The sequence below is a fragment of the uncultured Paraglaciecola sp. genome (genome assembly GCF_963977085.1).
Classification (GTDB): domain Bacteria; phylum Pseudomonadota; class Gammaproteobacteria; order Enterobacterales; family Alteromonadaceae; genus Paraglaciecola.
Map to the genome: position 1 here is coordinate 131,615 of NZ_CAXBNC010000003.1, position 21,739 is coordinate 153,353.

Here is a 21,739-nt window from a genome sequence, read left to right on the forward strand (position 1 = left end):
GCATTAATGGGTCAACCCATTAGGTGGTAACCAATAGTTACAGTGGCAATTAAGCCTCCTTGAGGATGATTTTGCAATGTAACTTTACCAGAGTGCATTTCAACTATACGTTTTATAATCGCTAACCCTAGGCCTGAGCCTAAACTTCCTCTGGCTTTGTCTCCTTGGGTGAAGGGTTCAAAAAGACTCTGGATTTGATCTTCTGGAATACCCGGGCCGAAATCACGAATAGCAAAACACAACTTCTTTTCTTTTTTATTGTGTCGTGAAGTGATTTCGATGTTGTCGCTACCATACCTAAAGGCGTTTTCGATTAAGTTGTCTAAGACTCTTTTTAATGCCACTCGTCTAATCAGTGTTTTAGGCAGCGGCTCTAGGTCCAAAGTGATGATATGATTTTCTTCTATATTTCTGACTTGTGTGGCGTCTTTTATCAACTCATTTAAATTACTTTCTTCCATACATTCTTGTTGGTCTTGGCGCACATAATCAATAAATTGATCGATAATTTCATTCATATCTTCAATATCGTGGACTATGCCTTCTTTCACCCAATCTTGTGATTCAGGTAACATTTCCGACGCGAGTCTGATCCGCGTCAGAGGCGTACGTAAATCATGAGATATACCAGCGGTTAGCAGCGCTCTGTCATCTTCAAGCTGTTTGATGCCTTTCGACATTTGATTAAACGCATGGGTTACCGCTATTAATTCAGTAGAGCCTTCTTCTTTTAAAGGTTTTGGCACTTGCCCTCTTCCTACCAGCAAGGCGGCATCTTGTAGGGCTTTTAATGGGCGGTTTAAGCGCCTTACAAAAATTAAACTACCACCTACACTGAGAATGCCAATCATCAATAGGTATACCAAATGAGGTGAGCCATCGCCTTGCCCCAAACCCACCATAGGAATAGTGATCCAGATATCAGGATTTTGCGGTGGATTGATCCAATATAAATAGGGTTCACCATGGGTGATTCTGACTTTTGCTTCGCCACCTAAACTATCTGACATTTGCCTCGACCAAGATTGGTAAGGCGTGGCTTGTTCTAAGCCATTTTTAATAGCATCAGAGAAGTTGTAAACCTGCATGCCCGCGGTTTGGTAAAATCGCGGGTCTAGCTGTGGGGTTTGACTATCAATGTCTTCCACAAAGGCCAGTTTGATTTGTGTCGCAAGTAAATTATTGATTTGCTGCACATTAGGGCTAACAAAATAAAAGGTCACAGACACCAAAGACACAACTTGGTTGATAAACAGTAAAATACCAATTAACAAAACAGTTTGCCCAAAGGCACTTTTAGGTAGAAATCTCACTTAAGATTACGCAGGATTACTTTCACCATCGGGCACAAATACATAACCTAGGCCCCAAACAGTTTGTATATAACGGGGATTTGCAGGGTCCTCTTCAAGCATTCTGCGTAAACGGGATACCTGTACATCGATACTGCGTTCCAAGGCACTGTAATCTCGTCCTCGCGCTAGATTCATTAATTTATCACGAGACAAGGGTTCTCTAGGATGAGTCACCAGTGATTTTAGCACTGCAAATTCACCACTTGTGAGTGTCATTGCTTGACCCTCAACGTTCATTTCTCTGGTACCTAAATTAAGAGAATACTTACCAAATTCAATGACTTGTTCTTCAAAAGAGGGGGCTCCGGGCGCTTCAATGGTTTTACGGCGCAGCACTGCTTTAATTCTAGCGAGTAATTCTCTGGGATTAAAAGGTTTCGGAAGATAGTCGTCTGCACCCATTTCAAGGCCAATAATACGGTCAACTTCATCACCTTTGGCGGTTAGCATTATTATGGGAATTTCGTTTTCTTTTTGACGCAAACGCCGGCAAATGGTTAGGCCGTCTTCTCCGGGTAACATCAAATCAAGTACCATAAGATGAAAATTTTCACGCTCTAACAGTCTATCCATTTGTTCAGAGTTGCCTGCCGCTCTTACCTGGTACCCTTGTTCAACTAAGTATCGTTCTAGCAAGCTACGTAAACGCATGTCGTCATCTACGACTAAAATTTTTGTTGTTTCTTGACCCATGACAAAATCCAAAGTGAGGTATGCGATTAAGTACACTATATGTGAAAGGCGTTTAATTCAAAAGGTTGCCTTAATGCCTAGGCAAGATGGATTGTTACAAAGTTTGTCATAACCTTATTCTGCACCGCCCACTTCAATACTTTATTACATGGGATTCAGTGACACCAGAGCATATTTTTAATCGACTCACCAATAAAACCTAATTATCATTATGGAAATAAAGTGTTGTAAAATTGTTAACCTCAATACATTGTTACAGGCTACATTTAAAAACCAATTGTATTTAATTGATTAAATAAACGGTAAAAGTATGAGTCATTCTCGGCGTAAAGTATTACAAGGCATGGTGCTCTCAAGCGCGGCCTTGATAACAGGTAAAGTTGCAGCTGGAAAGGCGCCACAGCCAATGGTTACAGATCATAGTAGTGATGGACTCAAGGGCAATGTTCAGCATTCTGTTAGTCGTTGGACTTATGGTGATTTAGACATCGAACAACTGTGTTTGTTGGTTAAGTCCTTAGGGTTCAGTGCTATCGATTTAGTAGGGCCAGAAGATTGGCCAACTCTTAAAAAGCATAATATTGATTCGTCTATGTGTAATGGCGCGGAGTTAAATTTGGTAGATGGTTGGATCCATCCGCAGTTTCATGATGAATTAACAAAACGTTATCTTGCCCACATTGACCTGATGGCGCAGGCAGGATACAAAAATTTAGTGTGTTTTAGCGGTAACGCTAGAGGAATGGATCCCAAAGAAGGGTTAGAAAATGCAGTCAAAGGTTTAAGGCGCATTTTACCTGCGGCAGAAAAAAAGGGCATTTTTATTCAGTTGGAGCTATTCAACAGTAAAATCGACCACCCAGATTATATGGCTGATAATTCGCCATGGGGGATTGAGCTATGCAAACGACTAGATTCACCTAATTTTAAATTGCTCTATGACATTTATCATATGCAAATTAGTGAAGGCGATATCATTCGTACAATTGGTGAATATCACCAGTATTTTGGTCATTACCATACTGCAGGTGTACCTGGCCGCAATGAGATAGACGATACTCAAGAGCTATTTTATCCCGCCATTGTCAAAGCGATTTTAGAAACAGGTTATCAGGGTTATTTAGCGCAAGAGTTTATTCCCACTCCGAAAACGCCTGAAGGGCGAGCACAGTCTTTACGGCAAGCCATCCAAATATGTGATGTGTAGCGTTAACAGTTAATTGATTAAGTAGGAAAGAAAGATATGGCCACGAATGAATACGATGCAATAGTTGTAGGCTCTGGAATCAGCGGAGGTTGGGCAGCCAAAGAGTTAGCAGAAAAAGGCCTCAAAGTATTAATGCTTGAGCGCGGCCGCAACATTGAACACATCAAAGATTATACTAATGCCATGCATGAGACTTGGGATTACCCCCATAGAGGGTTGCCTACCCAACAAATGAAAGCGGATAACCCTAAGTTAGCTCGAGAATATACCCTCAATGAAATGACCAGTGGTATGTGGGCAAACGATAAAGAACACCCTTACACTGAAGTAAAACGTTTTGATTGGTTTAGAGGTTATCATCTTGGTGGGCGTTCTTTACTTTGGGGGCGACAAAGCTATCGCTGGAATGCTGAAGATTTCACTGCCAATCTAAAGGATGGGGTAGCCGTTGACTGGCCAATTCGCTACACAGATTTAGCGCCTTGGTATGACTATGTAGAAAAATTTGCAGGTATAGCTGGCACCCAAGAGGGGTTAGATGTGCTGCCAGACGGTCAGTTTTTACCTCCAGTGCCATTAAATTTGGTTGAAAAAGATGTCGCAAAACGTATAGCAAAAGTCTACAAAGGCATGCGCCACCTTATACATAGCCGCACCGCGAACATCACGCAGCCAATGCCCGAACAAAATAGGGTGGGCTGCCAATACAGAAATAAATGTTGGCTTGGCTGTCCATTTGGAGGTTATTTCAGCACCCAATCCTCGACTTTACCCGTGGCCATGAAAACCGGCAACTTGACTGTTAGACCTTATTCCATAGTAACTCAAGTGCTGTATGACAAAAACAGCAAAAGAGCCACTGGTGTTGAAGTTTTGGATGCAGAAACCAATCTCACTTATGTCTTTAATAGTAAAATTATTTTCTTAAACGCTTCAACTTTGAATTCTACTTGGATCATGATGAATTCTGCCACTGATGTTTGGGAAAATGGCTTAGGTTCGAGTTCAGGGGAGCTTGGTCATAACGTTATGGATCATCATTTAGCTGTGGGTGCACACGGCACCATAGAAGGTTATGAGGACAAATATTATTCTGGAAGACGTCCTTGTGGATTTTATATCCCTAGATTTCGTAACTGGGGTACGGACAAACGTGATTATGTGCGTGGTTTTGGTTATCAGGGGTCAGCGTCTCGCTCAAACTGGCAGCAAAATGTGGCAGAGTTAGGTATAGGGGCCGACTTTAAAAACGCTTTGGCTGAACCCGGGTCATGGAATATTGGCATGGGTGGCTTTGGTGAGATACTGCCAGATCACAAAAACAAAGTGACCTTAGATAAAAGTGTTAAAGATAAATGGGGGTTATCTGTTTTGTCGATGGATGCTGAATTACAAGCAAACGAGTTACGCATGCGTAAAGACATGAAACAAGATGCAATAGACATGTTAGAGGCCGCAGGGGTTAAAAATGTGCGAGGTTGGGACGACGAATCACCAATAGGTAAAGGCATTCACGAAATGGGAACCGCCAGAATGGGTAAAGATCCCAAAACATCGGTACTCAATAAACATAACCAAATCTGGGATGCGCCTAATGTGTTTGTTACTGATGGTGCCTGCATGACATCGGCTTCCTGTGTTAACCCTTCTTTAACCTATATGGCGTTGACTGCTAGAGCGGCGAATTATGCGGTTGAAGAACTTAAGAAGAGGAACCTATGATGGATAGACGCGACCTGATAAAAATGATCATGGCAACAACAGGAGCTGCCATGGTGGGGGGCAATGCGATTGGCTACGAAATGAAAAGCCAAGTACCGCTAAGCAAAACAATATTTAAGTCAGACGATGTTATCTTGTTTAATGAAGTGGCCGAAGTTATTTTACCGCGCACCAGCACTCCCGGTGCCAAAGACGCCAATGTGGGATTAATGGCACTCATTTTAGCGAATGATTGTTATACCTTACGAGAACGAGACTCACTCGTACAAGGTTTACAATCCCTCAATGAACAGGCTAATAAAGTTTATGGTTCGCCGTATTTATTATTGAGTAGTCAACAGAAAACTGAGTTTGTCTCGCAATTGGATGTTGATGCCAAAGCTTATAATAATAAACAAAAAATTTACTATTTACCTGTCACCCCCTACAACCGAAATAGTAGTGATGATAAACCGCTTCCCCATTATTTTACTCTGATCAAGCAGTTAACCCTGTTTAGTTTTTTCACCTCAAAAGTAGGGGCGACCGAGGTGTTACGCTATGAGGCCGTTCCGGGCAAATATAACGGTGAATTACCTTATAAAAAAGGTGACAGAGCTTGGTTTTAGTGAGCTGGCTTTAGATTGATGACCATTAGGCGCTGAAATTCGGCGCCGTGTGAACATGTTCTGATAGAAATTAGGGTAATGCAAAGCTTGTTATAGAGTAAAAATCAGGGGGAGTTGCACTTAAAAGAATTTTTTACCGGTCAGAGCAATGTACATAGCAAACACCCCTACTAATGAATAAATCACTTCGAAAAAAGTCACCTCGCCTTGGGTTTGATTAATCAACATCGAAATAATCATTGCAGCTAAAATCAGTGATGGTATGGCAATAATGCCAATCAAGAGGCGGACTTTTACCGAGAGTTTTTGTTCAGTATTCATAGGTACAAGCGCTACTTTTCACTCACCCAATCCATTTGAAATCCAGCGCGACGTTTTTTATCTAATAATTCTTCCAGCAGTGGCATTAAGATCAACTCCATCGCAAGGCCCATTTTTCCGCCGGGAACAACAATAGTATTGATACGGGACATAAACGAGCCATCAATCATTTTCAGTAAATAAGGGTAGTCCACATTTTTCATCTCCCGTCGAAAACGCACCACTACAAAACTTTCGTCTTGGCTGGGTATCTCTCTGGCACTGAAAGGGTTAGAAGTATCTACAGTTGGGACACGCTGAAAATTAACATGGGTGCGTGAAAATTGAGGTGTGATGTATTTAAAATAGTCGTCTAGGCTGCGTACTATGCTACTCATAACCGCTTCGCGAGAGTGGCCTCTGTCTGTGGTATCGCGAACTATTTTTTGAATCCATTCTAAATTAACTATTGGCACCATGCCTACTAGCAAGTCAACGTGTTTGGCAACATCTACCTCGTCATTGGCTACACCACCGTGTAATCCTTCATAGAACAATACATCGGTGTTTTCAGGTAAATCTTGCCAAGGCGTGAAAGTGCCGGGCATTTGGTTAAACGGCACTGCCTCGTCAAAGGTATGCAGGTATTGACGATGTTTGCCCATTCCGGTTTCTGCATATTCGGTAAATAGAGATTCGAGCATTTCGAAGTCATTGGCTTTAGGGCCAAAATAACTGATGTGCCGGCCTTGTTCCTGTGCTTTGCGGATTTCAACTTCCATTTCAGGGCGAGTGAATCGATGGAAGCTATCCCCTGCCACTACTGCTGCATTGACCGACAAGTTCCGAAAAATATGTCTGATGGCATTGGTGGTCATAGTTGTACCAGCACCAGACGAACCAGTGATCGCGATAATAGGATGTTTTACAGACATTCAACGCACTTTACTTGCTTAATGGATGTCATTTATAAGCAAGCTTGGCACACTGGTCAAGTGTTAGTTCTTTTTGGAGGACTTAAAATTAGCCTCGAAAATCATTTCGGGTTTGACTTTAAGCGGTCATTCGGGATTAATGAGCCATGCAAATTATTATCTTTGATACCGAATTCACCGCTTGGGAAGGATCTGCTCAACGTAACTGGTCTCTTGATTGGGAACATCGAGAGATTATTCAAATTGCTGCGGTAAAAGTGGCTTTATCTCTAAGTGGCGCGCAAGTTATTTCTAGTTTTAATACCTTAGTTAAACCAGTGATCAATCCTAATTTAAGTGACTATATCATCAAGCTAACGGGTATAGAGCAACACGTGTTGGATGACATGGGCATCGACTTTCAAGGGGCATTATTACAATTCCATTCTTTTTGTTCGCAAGGTAGCTTACCTTGTTACTCTTGGGGTAATGATAAGCGTATTTTGATTGATAACTGTTTGTTTAATGGTATTCATATGCCTGATTTTACAGGGAATTTTTATAATTTACATAACATGGCTCGTAAGGCCAAGCTTGATGGCGCACATTTATGTAGTGGGGAATTGGCGAGTCATTTGGGGTTAGAACTGCATGGACATATTCACAACGCGCTTTATGACGTACGCAGCATTGCGCTGGCGCTCAATCAATGGGTAGAAAAGGGAGCACTACCGCCTTCTTTGTTTCAAACAAATACCAATATTCACTAGCCACTGTTGTAATTATCACGAAATTAAACTGGTTAAGCGCGGGTCTTGTCATGTTCAATTGTGTAAACAAATTTAAAATGTATTACATAGACAGATTTACTAGTGCTACCAAAGGACAAAACTGAATGAATTTTAAACGAGGGTTACTTCTCGTCACTATAGTGATGTTGATCGCCGCTTTTTTTATTTTTGATATAGGCCAGTATTTAACGCTGGAGAGTTTAAAAGCGCACCAACAAGATTTGGCTGACTATATTCAGTCAAATTGGTTGCAGGCATTCATTGTTTATTTTGTTATTTACGTTGCCGCCACAGCCCTTAGCTTGCCAGGTGCTATTATTTTAACCTTAGGGTCGGGGGCGTTGTTTGGCTTAGGTTTTGGATTACTTTTGGCGTCTTTTGCTTCAACTATCGGTGCTACATTGGCATTTCTGGTGTCTCGATTTCTACTTAGGGACTGGGTTAAAGCCACTTTTTCTGAGCGTATTAAGGCAATAGATAAAGGTGTTGAAAAAGATGGGCCTTTCTATCTATTAAGTTTACGACTGGTACCTATTTTCCCATTTTTTGTTATTAATTTAGTGATGGGTGTGACCAGTATCAAAACGGTCACTTATTACCTTGTTAGCCAAGTAGGTATGCTTATTGGTACTGCTGTGTATGTTAATGCTGGTACCCAGTTGGCTGAAATAGAAGCGGTGTCTGACATTGCCTCCAAAGAATTAATTTTATCTTTTGTGTTGCTGGGTATTTTCCCTATTATTGCTAAATTGATTCTAAATTTCATCAAACAAAAACGGGTGTATAAAGGCTGGGAAAAGCCAAAAACCTTTGACCGCAATATGGTGGTGATTGGTGCAGGTTCTGCAGGATTAGTAACAGCTTATATTGCAGCGGCAGTTAAAGCATCGGTCACTTTAGTAGAAAAACATAAAATGGGTGGCGACTGCTTAAATACAGGTTGTGTGCCTTCAAAAAGTTTATTGCATGCCAGTAAATTAGCCCATACCCATAAAGTGTCTGCCAATGCAGGTGTGAATTACCACGCACCAGAAGTTGATTTTAAAACGGTGATGAACCAAGTACATAATGTGATCAAAACCATTGAGCCCCATGATTCTATCGAACGTTATGAGTCCCTCGGGGTAAAAGTCGTGACAGGTAGCGCAACAATAGTTTCGCCTTGGCAAGTTGATATTCAAACTGCTGATGGGGTGCAATCCCTTACTACTAAAAACATTGTGATTGCTACTGGTGCCAGTGCCTTTGTACCGCCTATTCCAGGTCTGCAGGATATAGATTACCTAACGGCTGATAACTTGTGGGATTTAACCGAACAACCTAAACGCCTAGTTGTGTTAGGTGGCGGTCCTATAGGCAGTGAATTATCTCAAGCTTTTGGTCGTTTGGGCACACAAGTCACCCAAGTAGAAATGTTGCCGCAATTACTGGCTAAGGAAGATCCAGACGCCGCCCAATATTTATATGATCAATTAATCGAAGACGGTGTAGATGTACGCTTAAATACAACTGCTACCGCCATTGAAAAAACCGCTGAAGGTAAGTTTATTGTTTTGGAAAAAGACGGTAAACAAGAGAAGTTACCCTTTGATGAAATATTAATCGCAGTGGGTAGAATGGCTAACTTAAAAGGTTTTGGTCTCGAAAAGCTGGGCATTGAAACCAATAGAGTGGTGGTGACCAATGAGATGTTACAAACAAAATACCCCAATATACTGGCCGCTGGCGACGTTGCGGGGCCCTATCAGTTTACCCATACCGCAGCCCATCAGGCTTGGTATGCAGCGGTAAATGCGTTATTTAGACCCTTTAAAACATTCAAAGTGGATTATCGGGTTATTCCTTGGGCAACCTTTACCGATCCTGAAATTGCCACTGTGGGGCTAAACGAACAAGCGGCAAAAGAGCAAAATATAGCGTACGAAGTGACCCGTTATGATATTGGTGGCTTAGACCGAGCCTTAGCAGACGATCATGCTCGTGGGTTTGTAAAAGTGCTGACGCCTCCAGGTAAAGATAAAATACTTGGTGCAACTATTGTTGGGGCCCACGCAGGGGAGCTCATTGCAGAGTTTGTGCTAGCAATGAAATACAATCTTGGTATGAATAAACTTCTCGGCACTATTCATATCTACCCCACTATGGCTGAAGCGAGCAAGTACGCCGCAGGGAACTGGAAAAAAGCCCACACACCTGAAAAGTTGCTGGCATTTGTTGAACGTTTTCATACTTGGCGTCGTAACTAAATGACTAATAAATTCATTAGAACTAAAATGGTGTGTTATTTATTTATGGCAGCTTCGATGATGCTTTCAAGTCAAGTGCAAGCGTTTGACCATCAGCACCAAAACTTCACTCAAGTGTTGAGTGAAGTAGTCAAACTGTCGCTTAATAAAAAACAAACCCGGGTAGATTATGGGCAACTTTTTAAGCAGCCTGAACAGTTAAACCAATATTTGGCACAATTATCTGCAGTTAAACAAAGTGAATACCAGCTCTGGAAAAGTGATGAGCAGCTTAGCTTTCTGATCAATGCCTATAACGGTTTTACCTTACAGCTGATTGTTCAGAACTACCCAAAGTTTCAGAGTGGCAAAGCTGAGTCCATTAAAGACTTAGGCAGTTTTTTTTCTAGCCCATGGAAACAATCGTTTTTTACCCTGCTGGATAAAAAGCGCAATTTAGACGCAATTGAACACGATATGATCCGTAAGTGGTTTGAACGTCCACGTATTCATGCAGCCCTAGTGTGTGCTGCTGTGAGTTGTCCTCCCTTGCGGCAGGAAGCTTTCGTCGCTGATAAACTGGAACAGCAACTAGATGCTCAAATGTCGCAGTTTTTATCTGACGATCAACGTAATACTGTTAAGGTAAGTGAAAATCAGGTGTACCTTTCGTCTATTTTTAAATGGTACGGAGAGGATTTTGAGAAAGGGCAGCAAGGGTTTACTAGTCTTAAAGACCTTATTAAAGCGTATCAAGGGGATCTGGCCGACTATCCTCAACAACTGTCTTGGTTGCAAAAACAAAACTATAGTATTCGTTATCTAGATTATGATTGGCGGTTAAATGACATCGCTACTTTTTAAGGTTTTAAGCCGCCTATTTATTGCTTGTTTAGTGTGTTTATACGCAGCTACCAGCCATGCTAATTCCGGTACAAAGGCTGATAGTGTTATTCAACAAAACAATGCCCAATGGCAACAAACCTTAAAGGCCGCGCAGGGGCAGTCAGTGTATTTTTATGCCTGGGGCGGCTCCAAGGCGGTGAACGATTATTTGCGTTGGGCAACCAGAGAAATTGCCCAACAATATCGAATTAGGTTAATTCACGTTAAAGTCACTGACCCCTCTGAGCCAGTGTCACGACTCAAAGCTGAAAACGGTCGAACTAGCGCAATTGATTTAATCTGGGTCAATGGTGAAAATTTTGCCTACCTCAAGGAGCAGGGATTTTTATTGGGTGATTTATGGACAGCTATTCCTAATTCTGCTTCTTTAGCGGTGGATAAATTACCTATAACCGTCGATTTTGGTGAGCCTATGGACGGCTTTGAAGTACCTTGGGGTATTGGGCAATTTAACTTGATTGCGGAAAAAGCTGCGTATCCGCAACCTCAACTTAGTGCCAAGTCTTTGTTAGATGTTGCTAAAAATCATCCACAATCCGTGACTTACCCTAGACCGCCGGAATTTCATGGCACCACTTTTTTAAAACAATTGTTAATCGATTTAAGTAAAGCTGATCCTCGCTTGTATCAATTCGCGACAGAGCAAGCCAAAGAGGAGTTGCTGCCAGCCTTATGGCAGTATTTAGATAAGTTACACCCCTTCTTATGGCAGCAAGGTAAAGCTTTTCCGAGTTCGGCAGCGGAACAATTTTTATTGTATCAACAAAAAAATCTCTCAATGACAGTAAGCTTTAATCCGAACCAATGGTTAAAAGAAAAAAATACTCAACAAATTTCTGAGTCCAGCGAGAGGCGCTATTTTGCTAATGGTGCCATCACCAATAGTCATAACTTGGCGATCCCTAAGTCTGCACCTAGTCCAGATGCGGCTATAGTTGTGATTAACTTTATGTTGAGTGAAAAAGCCCAACAAGAAAAGTTTACTGGTGTATGGGGTGATCCTGCTGTGATTACTTCTCTGTTTGATGAAAATGCCACTATGCCTGCTCATCCTGAACTTCACAGTTCATGGCATGTGATTATTGAGGACGTATGGCAGCAACGATACGGCGGCTAGCGCCGCTAGTGCGAATCCCACAATTAGCGCTCGCCAGTGGATGGTTGCTGGTGTCTTTCATTTCATTGCTGCCAATTTTAGGCATAGTAATTGGATTGTGGCCACCAGAGCAGCTCAGTTTTGCCGATATTAAGCCTTTTTTGGCCTATCAAGGTATATCCATTTCGATTTTTATGACCTTATTCAGTGCCATATTTAGCACCTTAATATCCTTGTATATTGCATTTATGGTGTATAGCCAGTATCACAATAGTCAACGCTTACGCTCCTTTGAAAAATACCTCGCACCACTTTTATCGTTACCTCATCTGGCTATTGCTCTCGGCCTAGTGTTTTTGTTCAGTGATGGCAGCGTATTTTTTGCTGATTCAGGATTGCCACGCAAGGGGTTGTCTACGCTGATGATGGCGATAGTTATAAAAGAAGTCCCTTTTTTCCTATTGATTTTTAGTGCTATTGGTCGCCAGTTACCGATCAAATATTGGCTAATTCAGGGTAAAGCTTTGGGATATGAAGCCTATCGTTGTTGGTGGTTTTTGGTGTTTCCGGCGCTACTTAAACAATCTCGTTTAGCTTTGTTAGCTGCTACGGCTTATACGCTGTCGGTGGTAGATGTGAGTTTGTTGGTTGGACCCAATATACCCGAGCTATTTGCCGTATCGGTTTATCGTTGGCAAACCAGCTTTGCTGCTGGTGATCAAGCCTTAGCGTTTTGGTCTAATGTTCTGTTGCTGATACTGCTGGCGGTGTCAGTATTCATTCTATATGCCCATGAAAAGCTTGCCCATGCTGGATGTAAAGCGCTAGCAACCCAAGGTAGTCGTTTCCTTGTGGGAAGCGTTAATCCTGTATTTAAAGCCTGGTTACCTATATTAGGTGTGTTGACCGCTATTATGGTGGTGGTATTCGCGTTGTGGTCATTGGGCTTTAACTGGCAGGGTGAAGGCTTGGCGTTTAAGGAGCTAAGCATGGGATTGTGGCAAGATGAATGGGTGTTTTTTGCCTTACCTTTACAAAACTCATTGTTGCTCGGTGTATTGTCAGCTTTGTTTGGGGTCGCTTTAGCCTTATTGGCATTGGAACTACAAAGACAAACAGGAAAATTTTGGCCTGATTATTATTGGTTGTTAGCTATCATCTTACCCCAGTTGAGTATGGTGTTAGGTTGGCAAGTTGTGCATATCTGGTCACAAGGCAGTTACCATAGTGGTTGGATAGTGTTATCCCACCTACCTTTTACTTTTGCCTATGCCTATTTAGTATTAAAAGGCCCGTTTCAGAATGTTGATGTTCGTTTTGAATTGTTAGCTGCAAGTTTTGGCTATTCAGTATGGGAAAGCTGGTGGTTGGTGCGATTTAGGTTGCTATTACCCGCTGTTTTTACTGCATTTGCCATTGCATTTTCGGTGAGTATCGCTCAATACATACCTACTTTAATGATAGGGGCAGGACGAGTGACAACTATCACTACTGAAGCGGTCGCCATTGGCACTGGCAGTCAGCAAGATCTGATTGCACTCTATGTGTTATTGCAATCCCTGTTACCTTTTATGGCATTTTTTATTGCAGCCTTGTTGGCCCGCAGATTTCGAGGCAGTGTTGAAATGAATACTAAGGGAGGGGAAGTTGCTAGAGATTATTGATTGCCAAATCGAAACCAAAACATGGCGTATCACTTTGCCAAACATTCAGGTGCATAAAGGTGAGTTACTGGTGATCACTGGCCCTAGTGGTATCGGAAAATCAACCTTATTACATTGGTTGTTGGGCAATATTCCTCAGCATGTAGTGATGAAAGGCAAGATTATTCTGTCGGGCAACAACCTAACCGAATTGCCTATCGAACAAAGACGAGTTGGGTTATTGATGCAAGATGTGTATTTATTTCCCCATCTCAATGTGCTGGATAATATTTGTTTTGCCTTACCTAAAACTCCGCTGCGCTCCTCTAAAAAACAAAGACGGGCTGCGGCTATGGATTTACTTGCGCAAATTAACTTAACGCATCTTGCAAGTCGCTATCCTCAAAACCTTAGTGGTGGTGAGCGTTCTAGGGTGGGATTGATTAGAGCATTAGCCAATCAGCCGCAAGTGATGTTACTAGACGAACCCTTTGCAGCACTAGATCCCAGTACTAGAGAAAAAATGGGGACTTGGGCATTTCAGCAACTCGCCGAGCAAAACATTCCCAGTGTTATGGTGTCTCATGATGTAGAAGACATTCCTGATGCAGCTCAACAATTATGTTTAGCTGATTATTATCAAACGTTAGAGCAAAAATAAGCAATGATTGATCCCTTACTGAATAAAATTATTAGACCACCCCTAGCGTTAGCTGCCAAACCTTTGGTTCGTTTGGGTATCACTGCAAACCAAGTGACTGTATGTGGCTTTGTGTTAGGGATGATGGCGGTACCTGCTATTATTGCGGAACATTTTGACCTTGCATTAATCCTTATATTGCTGAACCGATTGAGCGATGGCTTAGATGGCGCGGTTGCCCGACAAACACAAACCACAGATGCAGGTGGTTTTTTAGATATTAGCTTGGATTTTATTTTTTACTCTGCCATCCCTTTTGCCTTTATTGTCAGTCATCCAGAACAAAATGCTATTGCGGGCAGCTTATTAATGTTGTCGTTTACAGCAACGGGAAGTTGCTTTTTAGCCTTTGCAATCATGGCCAGCAAACACAATATTGACAATCCGCAATACCCTAATAAAAGTATGCATTATATGGGGGGATTGGCAGAGGGGTTCGAAACCATAGTTGTATTATGTTTGTTTTGTTTGTTCCCTGAGAACTTTATTCCTATAGCATTGGTCTATACTGCAGCCTGTATGATTACCGCAGCAGTGAGGATAATGACTGGATACCAAACACTTAACAGGCTAAATTAATAAAGGTTAGATTGACTCAATAAACTCAATTAAAAGGAATTGTGATGAAAAAACTATTTATATTATTGTTAGTTATTGCGACTCATCAAGTTAAGGCCGAAGTTGAACTGGTGCCGTTAAATATGGAGTTAGGTTATTGGGAAACAACGTCTGAGATGGACATTGAAGCTATGCTGGCGAGTATTCCTGAATCCCAAAGAGAAACCATTCGCGCAATGATGTCCAGTCGAATGAAGATACCTGTCGTAAAACAATGTATTACCCAAGATTCACTTAATAATATGGAAAAGCAAATGAAGGAATCATTTAAGTCTGCGGGTAATGATTGTGATCTAAAAGTGAATAAAAGTACCTCAGAGGAGTTTAGTGGCGTTCTGACTTGTGCAGGTGGAGCAACGACCATGACTATTAGTACTAAATCAATTAACTCAAAGCGTATAGAAAGCCAGGTCATAGCGGATATGGGGGCTATGGGGAAAAATAATATTACTACTATTGGTGAATGGAAAGCGGCAACCTGTCCTGAAGGTATTAAGTAGTAAATAATCCAGAGTTGGTTAAATAACAGCTAAAGTGAGACTGTATTTTTCATTTGCTCATACGATAATATTTGAACAGGTGATTTTTTTAAATTTTGGCATTACAATCAAACCCTAACATAGAGTATTTATTAATTTAAAGTAGCTAAGTATCATGGGTAAAGACAATCGTGTTAAGTTAGACGACTTTGATGAAGAAGAAATAATCGGTTCATCAAAAAATAAAAGTGCCGCCAAAATTCGAGCTGAGCTTGAAAAAAAGCAACGTGAAAAAAGACTGAAAAACAGTGAGTCCAAAAAACGCCATCAACCGGACCCCTCTTTTGATAGGGATGATTAAGTCTTTGTAAATAAAGATATTTTGGTAAGTTATTTTAAATGGCTTAGCAAATATTCTATTAGTATCTTTGCTTTAATGGTGGCCAATTCCTATTGGTCATCACTGATTGCCCACATTTATCATTGTGGATGCATCGCTATTCATTTTAGTCACACATCATAAAAGATTTCGTAATAAATTCCTGAGCACTTTAAATTCATCTTGGTTGCTATGGCGTTGGTGTTGCAATACATCAACATTGGCCAGCCAGCCCATTTCTTTAAATTCTAGTGGTAGCTTTATTAGGCTGCCGTTTTGTACCGATTCAGTTGCCACATGATTTGGAAGCAAACACCAACCATGGCCCTGCAGTACCAACTCTAGTAATAAAAAGTAATTATCTGCATACCAAATGTCAGGGCTTATTTTTAATTGAAAGCTACTGGTTAGCGTATTGCGAGAGCGAATCAGCAATTGACGATACATTCTCAAATCATCAATGTTTTTACATACTTGAGTTGCCAATGGGTGAAATTGAGCAATGTATAAATCAAATTTTACTGCACCAATACATTCAAAGTCTAAAAAGTCAGGAATTATTAGCTCGCTGAAAACAACACCCGTTAAAGCCTGATCATTGCTAAGCATATCGATAATATCGAGGCTGGATGCACTTAAAAATTCGAGTGTGGTTTGCGGATATTTGAGCTCCAACTCACTAATAATATTAGTGAGTTTTTGGAAAGGGATGCCTTCATCGAGGGCAATAGTGATCTCGTTTGGTGTATGGTTTGTTAGTGCAAAGGCGGAGTTTTTAAAACGCTGATGTTGACTAAGTAATGCTTGAGCTTGTGGAAGTAATTTTTTACCAACTTCAGTTAGTTTTGGGTAGCGGCCAGTGCGCGTAAATAATGTGGCATTACAATCTATTTCTAAATTAATTATATGTTGACTGGTTACCGATTGAACCTTACCTAAATGCCTGGCTGCTGCTGAGAACGAACCAGTTTCCACCGTTGCAACAAAGGCTTGAAGTTGCTCAATACTAAACATATCGCTTTTCCAGATGCTATCTCACTATATTGTATCTTTATTTTGGATGAAAATACTTCCATCGTCACTAAATAAAGAAATAATCAATGAGAGTAATGGAGCGGATTTTTCAGGCCATTTTTTTTGAGGTTACAGCATTAGCTTTAGTCGTGCCTGCTACAGTTGTTATTGCTGGGTTGGAAACCCAAAAAATGTTGATAGTTGGTATGGGTTTATCTTTGTTTGCTATGTTTTGGAACTACATTTACAACATAGTGTTTGATAAATGGGTCGGTCAAAATCGAATAGAAAGAGGGGGATGGGTGCGGATTTTCCATGCTTTGGGTTTTGAATTGGGTATGGTTGTTATTACTCTCCCTGCATTAACTTGGTATTTAAATATATCTTGGTTAGCCGCTGTCACTTTAGAGGCTGGATTTTTAATTTTTATTCTAATTTATACCTTTGTTTTTAATTGGCTGTACGACAGATATCAACCCTACACAAAATGCATTAAAACAGCGGCGCAATAGACCTAAGCTTGGTTCATTGGTTTGGCTTTTGGCGAAAAGGCATCAACAACAAAGCTTTTAGGTTGGTATTGGTTTGCGGGCTTGCATACTCTTTCAAACCCAATTTGATACCCTCATCACCATTTGCCGCGTCCTCAATATAACTGCCAAATAACCTGTCCCAGATAGACAGATTAAATCCAAAGTTACTGTCAGTTTCGTGCACCACTTGGCTGTGATGAATACGGTGCATGGCCTGGGTTACGATAAATATTTTCAATAACTTGTCGAGTTTAGTCGGGAGTTTAATATTACTATGATTGAAAATAGATGTGGCATTAAGCAACACTTCAAAAATCAAAATGGCTAATACAGGTGCACCTAGTAACAGTACCGCTGCAATTTTTACGATTAAACTCAGCGCTATTTCTATCGGGTGAAAACGCAAACCTGTTGAGGCGTCAAGGTGAGGGTCAGCATGGTGAACTCTATGAATACGCCAGAACATTGGCACGCGGTGAAAAAGTCGATGTTGCCAATAAATTAAACAGTCAAATAACAACACTGAAACAGGCACACTTACCCAGAGGCTCACCGATATTTGATTCCACAATCCAATCTGATCGTTTTGTGCATAGATTGCCATTGCAGCCAAACCAGTTGGTACCATTAATCTAGCAACTAGCGAGCCAAGTAAAACTAAAAAGAAATTGCTGAACCAGCGTTTCCCTGTGCTAACAGGAGAAAGACGATTGGGTCTTAGGTATTCCCAGAGCATCATTATCACAAGCACTGAAATGAAAACCCCAAGCCTAATCCAAGTATCATTAATCATAGTGAGTGATGGTTACTCTTTAAGTGAATCAATTAGGTATATAGACTTAATTTCTATATTATCATTGTGTTAATAAATTACAGGACATTCTTTTCATGAAAATTCTTACATTAATAGCAGGTGTATTGGCCTTATTATTATTGTTGCTATCTGGTCCGTTATATCAGGCGGAAATATTGGGACTAATGAACGCGTTTTTAGCCATGCGAATTGCGCTTATAGTAGGTGCTGTGGCTATTGTTCTGGCGCTAATCCAAGTCATTTTTATGCGTAAAACACTCTCTTGGTCGGCAACAGGTGTGGCTGTGATATGTGCTGCTGTGGCGATAGTCATACCACTTAGCATGATGAATAAAGCCAAATCAGTGCCTCCCATTCACGATATCAGTACCGATTTAGTTAACCCGCCTAAATTTGTGGCGATTTTGCCGCTTAGAGCAGATGCGCCTAACCCTGCTGAATATCAAGGTGAAGAAATCGCTAAGCAACAGCGGGCTGCTTATCCTGAATTGCAAACACAAAAGTATCAGCAAACAAGGGATCAAGTTTTTGATGCGGCGCTAGTAGCAGTGAATACTATGGGCTTAGAATTGGTTAATTCTGACAAAAGCAGTGGTTTGATTGAAGCTTTCGATACAACTACTTTTTTCGGCTTTGTTGATGATGTTGTTATTCGTATTCAAAGCGATGGCCAGATGACCCTGCTCGATGCCAGAAGCAAGTCGCGCATAGGTAAAAGCGATATTGGTAAAAATGCAGAACGTCTCAATGGGTTAATAGCTGGGATTAATACACACTTAAATTAACTTGTATTGCTTGCCTGCTTTCTCTAAAAAGCAGGCAAGCCGTTTTTATTAAATCGTTATTTTTGTGTTTCTTTACACTTCTTATCAGCCCATTTTCGGCACATTCATTTGACAAGTCTTGGTTCTCAACGTAATTTGACGAGTGACCCTTGAGGTTAGGTTGATTCCTTAAAACCTAATGCCGGAGCATCTCAAAATGGAACTTTTTCTAAGCGAAGTGTTTAGCTTCCCTACGATATTATTCACCATTCCGCTGATTGTCTTAATGTTATTTTGGCTATTAGCCTTTGCTGGCCTAGTGGATATCGAAATTTTTGATATAGAGGTCGATGCAGAGAGTGATGCCGATTCTTCCCTAGGAGGGTGGCTTGAAACCTTTGGTCTTAACGGTGTGCCCCTTTCAATAGCGCTGACCTTAGTTGACATTTACGCTTTTGCTTTTACCTATTTAGCTAGAAAATATTTGACACCGCTATTTGATGGCATAGTGTCAGCTACCGCTTTGGGTTTTATTATTGCAATGTTTGCAGTGATAGTGGCTCTGCCCATCGCCGCCCTTAGTTGTAAACCTTTACGTAAAATTTTTCATACCCATGAAGCCGTATCTAAGAAAGATTTGAACGGTGTGATTTGTACTGTTACCACTCAAACTGTGACTGAGTCGTTTGGCCAAGCGGCCGCGGATGATGGCATGGTGTATACAGTAAGAGCGAATACTCCTAATGATTTGTGCAAAGGCAGCCGTATTGTTTTATTAGAATATTCAACAGAGGACGATAGTTATATCGTAGCTTCTGAAGCCGAAGTGATGGCAATGTCATCAACCAATCTATAACCCCCTTTTCTTAAATTTAGTCGTAGTTAACGGAGTAAACACACATGAATGCCGAAAGTGATGTAATTTTCTGGATCTCTCTTGCAGTAGGAATTTTTGTCCTAGTGATGGGGATTATTTTGATGTTAGCTCGCCTGTATAAAAAGGTTGAGCAGGGTCGTGCCATGATCATTAATAAAATGGGTAACGAACCCACTGTCACTTTTACTGGTGGTGTGGTGATCCCGGTATTCCATAAAATGGAAATCATGGATATTTCCCTGAAAACCATTGAGGTGGACAGAAGTGGCTCTGATGGTTTGATTTGTAATGACAATATTCGCGCCGATATCAAAGTAGGCTTTTTTGTTAAGGTGAATAAAAACCGTGACGATGTCATGAAAGTTGCTCAGGCAATTGGTTGTGAGCGAGCCTCGAATATTGCGACTCTAGAAGACTTGTTTAGTGCAAAATTTTCAGAAGCCTTAAAAACCGTAGGTAAGTCCCTAGAGTTTGAAGAGTTATACGCTAAGCGTGACAAGTTTCGGGATATGATCATTGATAATATTGGCACCGATCTTAACGGTTATGTACTCGAAGATGTGGCCATTGATTACCTTGAACAAACCCCCCTTGAAAAACTCGATCCCAATAATATTTTAGACTCTCAAGGTATTCGTAAAATAACTCAACTGACCGCTGAACAACACATTCAAACCAATGTATTCCAGCGTGACGAAGAGATGAAAATCAAACGTAAAGACGTGGAAACTCGCGAAGCCATCCTTGAACTTGAACGTCAACAAGCCGATGCCGAAGCCAAACAAAAACGTGAAGTTGAAACGGTTGTGGCCCGTGAATCAGCTGAAACTGAGAGAGTGCAACACGAAGAAAAACTCAAAGCAGAACAAGCTCGAGTGCAAGCAGAACAAGAAATTGAAGTACAAGAACAAAACAAACAACGTGAAGTAGAAGTCGCTGAGAACAATCGTTTACGAGCCGTCGCCATTGAAGAAGAGCGGGTGATTAAAGCCCGTGAATTAGAACAAATTGAACGTGAAAAAGAAGCCTCCTTGCAACGTATAGCCAATGAAAAATTACTCGAGCATGAAAAGCGTGAGATTGCTGATGTCATTCGTAGCCGCGTCGAAGTGGATAAAACCGTGGCTGAAAAAGAAGAAGAAATTAACGATGTACGGGTAATTTCAGAAGCTGAACGTTTAAGAAAATCAAAAGTAATAGCAGCTGAAGCAGATGCTGAAGAAGCCTTAGTGAAAGATATTAAAGCGGCAGAAGCTGCAGAAAAATCCAGTGAATTCCTCGCTAAAGAGAAAGCCACAATAGCCGCGGCAGATTTAGATGTGGCTGAAAAACGCGCTTTATCACAACGTAAAGAAGCAGAAGGTAATGAAGCACTTGCTGCGGCTTCAGGCCTTGCTGAAGCTAAGGTGATGGAAGCAAAAGCCATAGCCAAAGAGCAAGAAGGCATGGCAGATGTACGAGTCCAAGAAGCCATGGCGGATGCTGTTGAGAAAACCGGTGTAGCCGAAGCCGAAGTGATGGCGAAGAAAGCCGCTGCCGAAGCCGAAGGCATGACCAAGAAGTTTGAAGCCATGGGAACTATGTCTGAACAACAACGTGCTCATGAAGAATTTAGAATGCGCTTAGACAAACACCACGAACAAAATATGGAATCCATCACCACTAATGTTGAAATTGCCAAACAGCAAGCATTGGTACTTTCTGAAGCCCTTAAAGAAGCCAATATCGATATTGTCGGTGGTGACACTAGTTATTTAGATAGTTTTGTTAAGTCTTTGTCTGTGGGTAAAGCAATTGATGGCACCATAGGTAAGAGTGAAACCTTACAAACTGCCTTTGCTGACCACTTTAATGGTGATGCCAGTTTTGTAGAAGATGCCAAAGAGTTAGTGGCCGGATTTGGTGGTGCCAGTGGTAATGCTAAAGACACGGCTATCACAGCCTTAGTCGCTAAATTTCTTAAAGAAGGGGGAGATAACCCACAAATTATGGATTTAGTAACTAAAGCATTAAGTAAAAAAGCTAGCAGTACAGACAACCCTTCGAGCTAATCAACAGGTCCTGGGCAGCGCTCGCTGCCCATATTATTTAGCTGGGAGCA

At 41.3% G+C, this 21,739-nt stretch carries 22 protein-coding genes; 16 read left to right on the forward strand and 6 right to left on the reverse strand.

The window, feature by feature from the left end:
• Nucleotides 1-11: 11 nt before the first annotated feature.
• Together envZ and ompR are read right to left on the reverse strand one after the other, a co-directional pair.
• Nucleotides 12-1,313, reverse strand: a complete 1,302-nt coding sequence (envZ, locus tag AAC000_RS04825; RefSeq protein ID WP_339720585.1) for a two-component system sensor histidine kinase EnvZ — start codon at nucleotides 1,311-1,313, stop codon at nucleotides 12-14.
• Nucleotides 1,314-1,319: 6 nt separating this feature from the next.
• Complete coding sequence (gene ompR / locus AAC000_RS04830) at nucleotides 1,320-2,048, reverse strand: two-component system response regulator OmpR (protein ID WP_339720587.1); 729 nt, start codon at nucleotides 2,046-2,048, stop codon at nucleotides 1,320-1,322.
• Nucleotides 2,049-2,358: 310 nt separating this feature from the next.
• On the opposite strand from ompR, the gene AAC000_RS04835 reads away from it, so the two are divergent.
• From AAC000_RS04835 to AAC000_RS04845, 3 genes are read left to right on the forward strand one after another with little or no spacing between them, the layout of a single operon-like run.
• Entirely contained in the window at nucleotides 2,359-3,255 is an 897-nt protein-coding gene (locus AAC000_RS04835) for a TIM barrel protein (protein ID WP_339720589.1), read from the forward strand.
• Nucleotides 3,256-3,291: 36 nt separating this feature from the next.
• The gene (locus AAC000_RS04840; protein ID WP_339720591.1) at nucleotides 3,292-4,977 is read left to right on the forward strand and encodes a GMC family oxidoreductase; all 1,686 of its coding nucleotides are present in this window, start codon (nucleotides 3,292-3,294) and stop codon (nucleotides 4,975-4,977) included.
• On the forward strand, nucleotides 4,974-5,585 hold the full coding sequence (locus AAC000_RS04845; RefSeq protein WP_339720593.1) for a gluconate 2-dehydrogenase subunit 3 family protein: 612 nt from the start codon (nucleotides 4,974-4,976) through the stop codon (nucleotides 5,583-5,585). The genes AAC000_RS04840 and AAC000_RS04845 overlap by 4 nt, the downstream gene beginning before the upstream one ends.
• Nucleotides 5,586-5,705: 120 nt before the next feature.
• Here the strand turns inward: AAC000_RS04845 and AAC000_RS04850 are convergent, their stop codons facing one another.
• Both AAC000_RS04850 and AAC000_RS04855 read right to left on the reverse strand, forming a co-directional pair.
• Entirely contained in the window at nucleotides 5,706-5,906 is a 201-nt protein-coding gene (locus AAC000_RS04850) for a hypothetical protein (protein WP_339720595.1), read from the reverse strand.
• An 11-nt stretch (nucleotides 5,907-5,917) separates the two neighbouring features.
• The gene (locus AAC000_RS04855; protein WP_339720597.1) at nucleotides 5,918-6,820 is read right to left on the reverse strand and encodes a phosphoribulokinase; all 903 of its coding nucleotides are present in this window, start codon (nucleotides 6,818-6,820) and stop codon (nucleotides 5,918-5,920) included.
• A 146-nt stretch (nucleotides 6,821-6,966) separates the two neighbouring features.
• Between AAC000_RS04855 and AAC000_RS04860 the strand changes: the two genes are divergently transcribed.
• The 9 genes from AAC000_RS04860 to AAC000_RS04900 all read left to right on the forward strand — a co-directional run bounded on the left by AAC000_RS04860 (nucleotide 6,967) and on the right by AAC000_RS04900 (nucleotide 15,618).
• Entirely contained in the window at nucleotides 6,967-7,569 is a 603-nt protein-coding gene (locus AAC000_RS04860) for a 3'-5' exonuclease (RefSeq protein ID WP_339720599.1), read from the forward strand.
• A gap of 125 nt (nucleotides 7,570-7,694) precedes the next feature.
• A complete protein-coding gene (locus AAC000_RS04865; protein WP_339720601.1) occupies nucleotides 7,695-9,836 on the forward strand; it encodes an FAD-dependent oxidoreductase in 2,142 nt (713 codons plus the stop codon).
• Nucleotides 9,837-10,679, forward strand: coding sequence for a DUF547 domain-containing protein (locus AAC000_RS04870; protein ID WP_339720603.1), 843 nt, complete (start codon nucleotides 9,837-9,839; stop codon nucleotides 10,677-10,679).
• Complete coding sequence (locus tag AAC000_RS04875; protein WP_339720604.1) at nucleotides 10,660-11,838, forward strand: ABC transporter substrate-binding protein; 1,179 nt, start codon at nucleotides 10,660-10,662, stop codon at nucleotides 11,836-11,838. Before AAC000_RS04870 ends, AAC000_RS04875 begins: the two co-directional genes overlap by 20 nt.
• Nucleotides 11,814-13,481, forward strand: coding sequence for an ABC transporter permease (locus AAC000_RS04880; RefSeq protein WP_339720606.1), 1,668 nt, complete (start codon nucleotides 11,814-11,816; stop codon nucleotides 13,479-13,481). The genes AAC000_RS04875 and AAC000_RS04880 overlap by 25 nt, the downstream gene beginning before the upstream one ends.
• Nucleotides 13,465-14,121: an ATP-binding cassette domain-containing protein gene (locus AAC000_RS04885; RefSeq protein WP_339720608.1), complete on the forward strand. Its 657-nt coding sequence runs from the start codon at nucleotides 13,465-13,467 to the stop codon at nucleotides 14,119-14,121. The genes AAC000_RS04880 and AAC000_RS04885 overlap by 17 nt, the downstream gene beginning before the upstream one ends.
• Before the next feature lie 3 nt (nucleotides 14,122-14,124).
• Nucleotides 14,125-14,739 (forward strand): CDP-alcohol phosphatidyltransferase family protein, encoded by a 615-nt coding sequence (locus AAC000_RS04890; RefSeq protein ID WP_339720609.1) that lies wholly within the window; start codon nucleotides 14,125-14,127, stop codon nucleotides 14,737-14,739.
• A gap of 44 nt (nucleotides 14,740-14,783) precedes the next feature.
• Nucleotides 14,784-15,278 carry a DUF3617 family protein gene (locus tag AAC000_RS04895; protein WP_339720611.1) on the forward strand — a complete coding sequence of 165 codons (495 nt, stop codon included), beginning with the start codon at nucleotides 14,784-14,786 and terminating at the stop codon, nucleotides 15,276-15,278.
• Nucleotides 15,279-15,432: 154 nt separating this feature from the next.
• Nucleotides 15,433-15,618, forward strand: a complete 186-nt coding sequence (locus AAC000_RS04900; RefSeq protein WP_339720613.1) for a hypothetical protein — start codon at nucleotides 15,433-15,435, stop codon at nucleotides 15,616-15,618.
• 156 nt (nucleotides 15,619-15,774) lie between these two features.
• On the opposite strand, the gene AAC000_RS04905 is transcribed toward AAC000_RS04900, so the two are convergent.
• Nucleotides 15,775-16,650, reverse strand: coding sequence for a LysR family transcriptional regulator (locus tag AAC000_RS04905; protein ID WP_339720615.1), 876 nt, complete (start codon nucleotides 16,648-16,650; stop codon nucleotides 15,775-15,777).
• 86 nt (nucleotides 16,651-16,736) lie between these two features.
• Here AAC000_RS04905 and AAC000_RS04910 point away from each other — a divergent pair, with 86 nt between their 5' ends.
• Nucleotides 16,737-17,162 (forward strand): PACE efflux transporter, encoded by a 426-nt coding sequence (locus AAC000_RS04910; RefSeq protein ID WP_339720617.1) that lies wholly within the window; start codon nucleotides 16,737-16,739, stop codon nucleotides 17,160-17,162.
• A gap of 13 nt (nucleotides 17,163-17,175) precedes the next feature.
• Here the strand turns inward: AAC000_RS04910 and AAC000_RS04915 are convergent, their stop codons facing one another.
• Nucleotides 17,176-17,976, reverse strand: a complete 801-nt coding sequence (locus AAC000_RS04915) for a sterol desaturase family protein (RefSeq protein WP_339720619.1) — start codon at nucleotides 17,974-17,976, stop codon at nucleotides 17,176-17,178.
• Nucleotides 17,977-18,071: 95 nt separating this feature from the next.
• On the opposite strand from AAC000_RS04915, the gene AAC000_RS04920 reads away from it, so the two are divergent.
• From AAC000_RS04920 to AAC000_RS04930, 3 genes are all read left to right on the forward strand, one after another.
• Nucleotides 18,072-18,782 carry a DUF1499 domain-containing protein gene (locus AAC000_RS04920; RefSeq protein WP_339720621.1) on the forward strand — a complete coding sequence of 237 codons (711 nt, stop codon included), beginning with the start codon at nucleotides 18,072-18,074 and terminating at the stop codon, nucleotides 18,780-18,782.
• Nucleotides 18,783-18,978: 196 nt separating this feature from the next.
• Nucleotides 18,979-19,617, forward strand: a complete 639-nt coding sequence (locus AAC000_RS04925; protein ID WP_339720622.1) for a hypothetical protein — start codon at nucleotides 18,979-18,981, stop codon at nucleotides 19,615-19,617.
• A gap of 44 nt (nucleotides 19,618-19,661) precedes the next feature.
• Nucleotides 19,662-21,689, forward strand: a complete 2,028-nt coding sequence (locus tag AAC000_RS04930; RefSeq protein ID WP_339720624.1) for a hypothetical protein — start codon at nucleotides 19,662-19,664, stop codon at nucleotides 21,687-21,689.
• Nucleotides 21,690-21,739: the final 50 nt, after the last annotated feature.

What these genes read in the sequence shown, in the direction of transcription:
- AAC000_RS04905 (WP_339720615.1), bottom strand. Translation starts at nt 16,650, where the DNA reads ATGTTTAGTATTGAGCAACTTCAAGCCTTTGTTGCAACGGTGGAAACT.
- AAC000_RS04900 (WP_339720613.1), top strand. Translation starts at nt 15,433, where the DNA reads ATGGGTAAAGACAATCGTGTTAAGTTAGACGACTTTGATGAAGAAGAA.
- AAC000_RS04930 (WP_339720624.1), top strand. Translation starts at nt 19,662, where the DNA reads ATGAATGCCGAAAGTGATGTAATTTTCTGGATCTCTCTTGCAGTAGGA.
- AAC000_RS04920 (WP_339720621.1), top strand. Translation starts at nt 18,072, where the DNA reads ATGAAAATTCTTACATTAATAGCAGGTGTATTGGCCTTATTATTATTG.
- AAC000_RS04925 (WP_339720622.1), top strand. Translation starts at nt 18,979, where the DNA reads ATGGAACTTTTTCTAAGCGAAGTGTTTAGCTTCCCTACGATATTATTC.
- AAC000_RS04840 (WP_339720591.1), top strand. Translation starts at nt 3,292, where the DNA reads ATGGCCACGAATGAATACGATGCAATAGTTGTAGGCTCTGGAATCAGC.
- AAC000_RS04880 (WP_339720606.1), top strand. Translation starts at nt 11,814, where the DNA reads ATGGCAGCAACGATACGGCGGCTAGCGCCGCTAGTGCGAATCCCACAA.
- AAC000_RS04850 (WP_339720595.1), bottom strand. Translation starts at nt 5,906, where the DNA reads ATGAATACTGAACAAAAACTCTCGGTAAAAGTCCGCCTCTTGATTGGC.
- AAC000_RS04835 (WP_339720589.1), top strand. Translation starts at nt 2,359, where the DNA reads ATGAGTCATTCTCGGCGTAAAGTATTACAAGGCATGGTGCTCTCAAGC.
- AAC000_RS04870 (WP_339720603.1), top strand. Translation starts at nt 9,837, where the DNA reads ATGACTAATAAATTCATTAGAACTAAAATGGTGTGTTATTTATTTATG.
- AAC000_RS04855 (WP_339720597.1), bottom strand. Translation starts at nt 6,820, where the DNA reads ATGTCTGTAAAACATCCTATTATCGCGATCACTGGTTCGTCTGGTGCT.
- AAC000_RS04860 (WP_339720599.1), top strand. Translation starts at nt 6,967, where the DNA reads ATGCAAATTATTATCTTTGATACCGAATTCACCGCTTGGGAAGGATCT.
- AAC000_RS04915 (WP_339720619.1), bottom strand. Translation starts at nt 17,976, where the DNA reads ATGATTAATGATACTTGGATTAGGCTTGGGGTTTTCATTTCAGTGCTT.
- AAC000_RS04910 (WP_339720617.1), top strand. Translation starts at nt 16,737, where the DNA reads ATGAGAGTAATGGAGCGGATTTTTCAGGCCATTTTTTTTGAGGTTACA.
- AAC000_RS04865 (WP_339720601.1), top strand. Translation starts at nt 7,695, where the DNA reads ATGAATTTTAAACGAGGGTTACTTCTCGTCACTATAGTGATGTTGATC.
- ompR (WP_339720587.1), bottom strand. Translation starts at nt 2,048, where the DNA reads ATGGGTCAAGAAACAACAAAAATTTTAGTCGTAGATGACGACATGCGT.
- AAC000_RS04890 (WP_339720609.1), top strand. Translation starts at nt 14,125, where the DNA reads ATGATTGATCCCTTACTGAATAAAATTATTAGACCACCCCTAGCGTTA.
- AAC000_RS04895 (WP_339720611.1), top strand. Translation starts at nt 14,784, where the DNA reads ATGAAAAAACTATTTATATTATTGTTAGTTATTGCGACTCATCAAGTT.
- AAC000_RS04845 (WP_339720593.1), top strand. Translation starts at nt 4,974, where the DNA reads ATGATGGATAGACGCGACCTGATAAAAATGATCATGGCAACAACAGGA.
- AAC000_RS04875 (WP_339720604.1), top strand. Translation starts at nt 10,660, where the DNA reads ATGACATCGCTACTTTTTAAGGTTTTAAGCCGCCTATTTATTGCTTGT.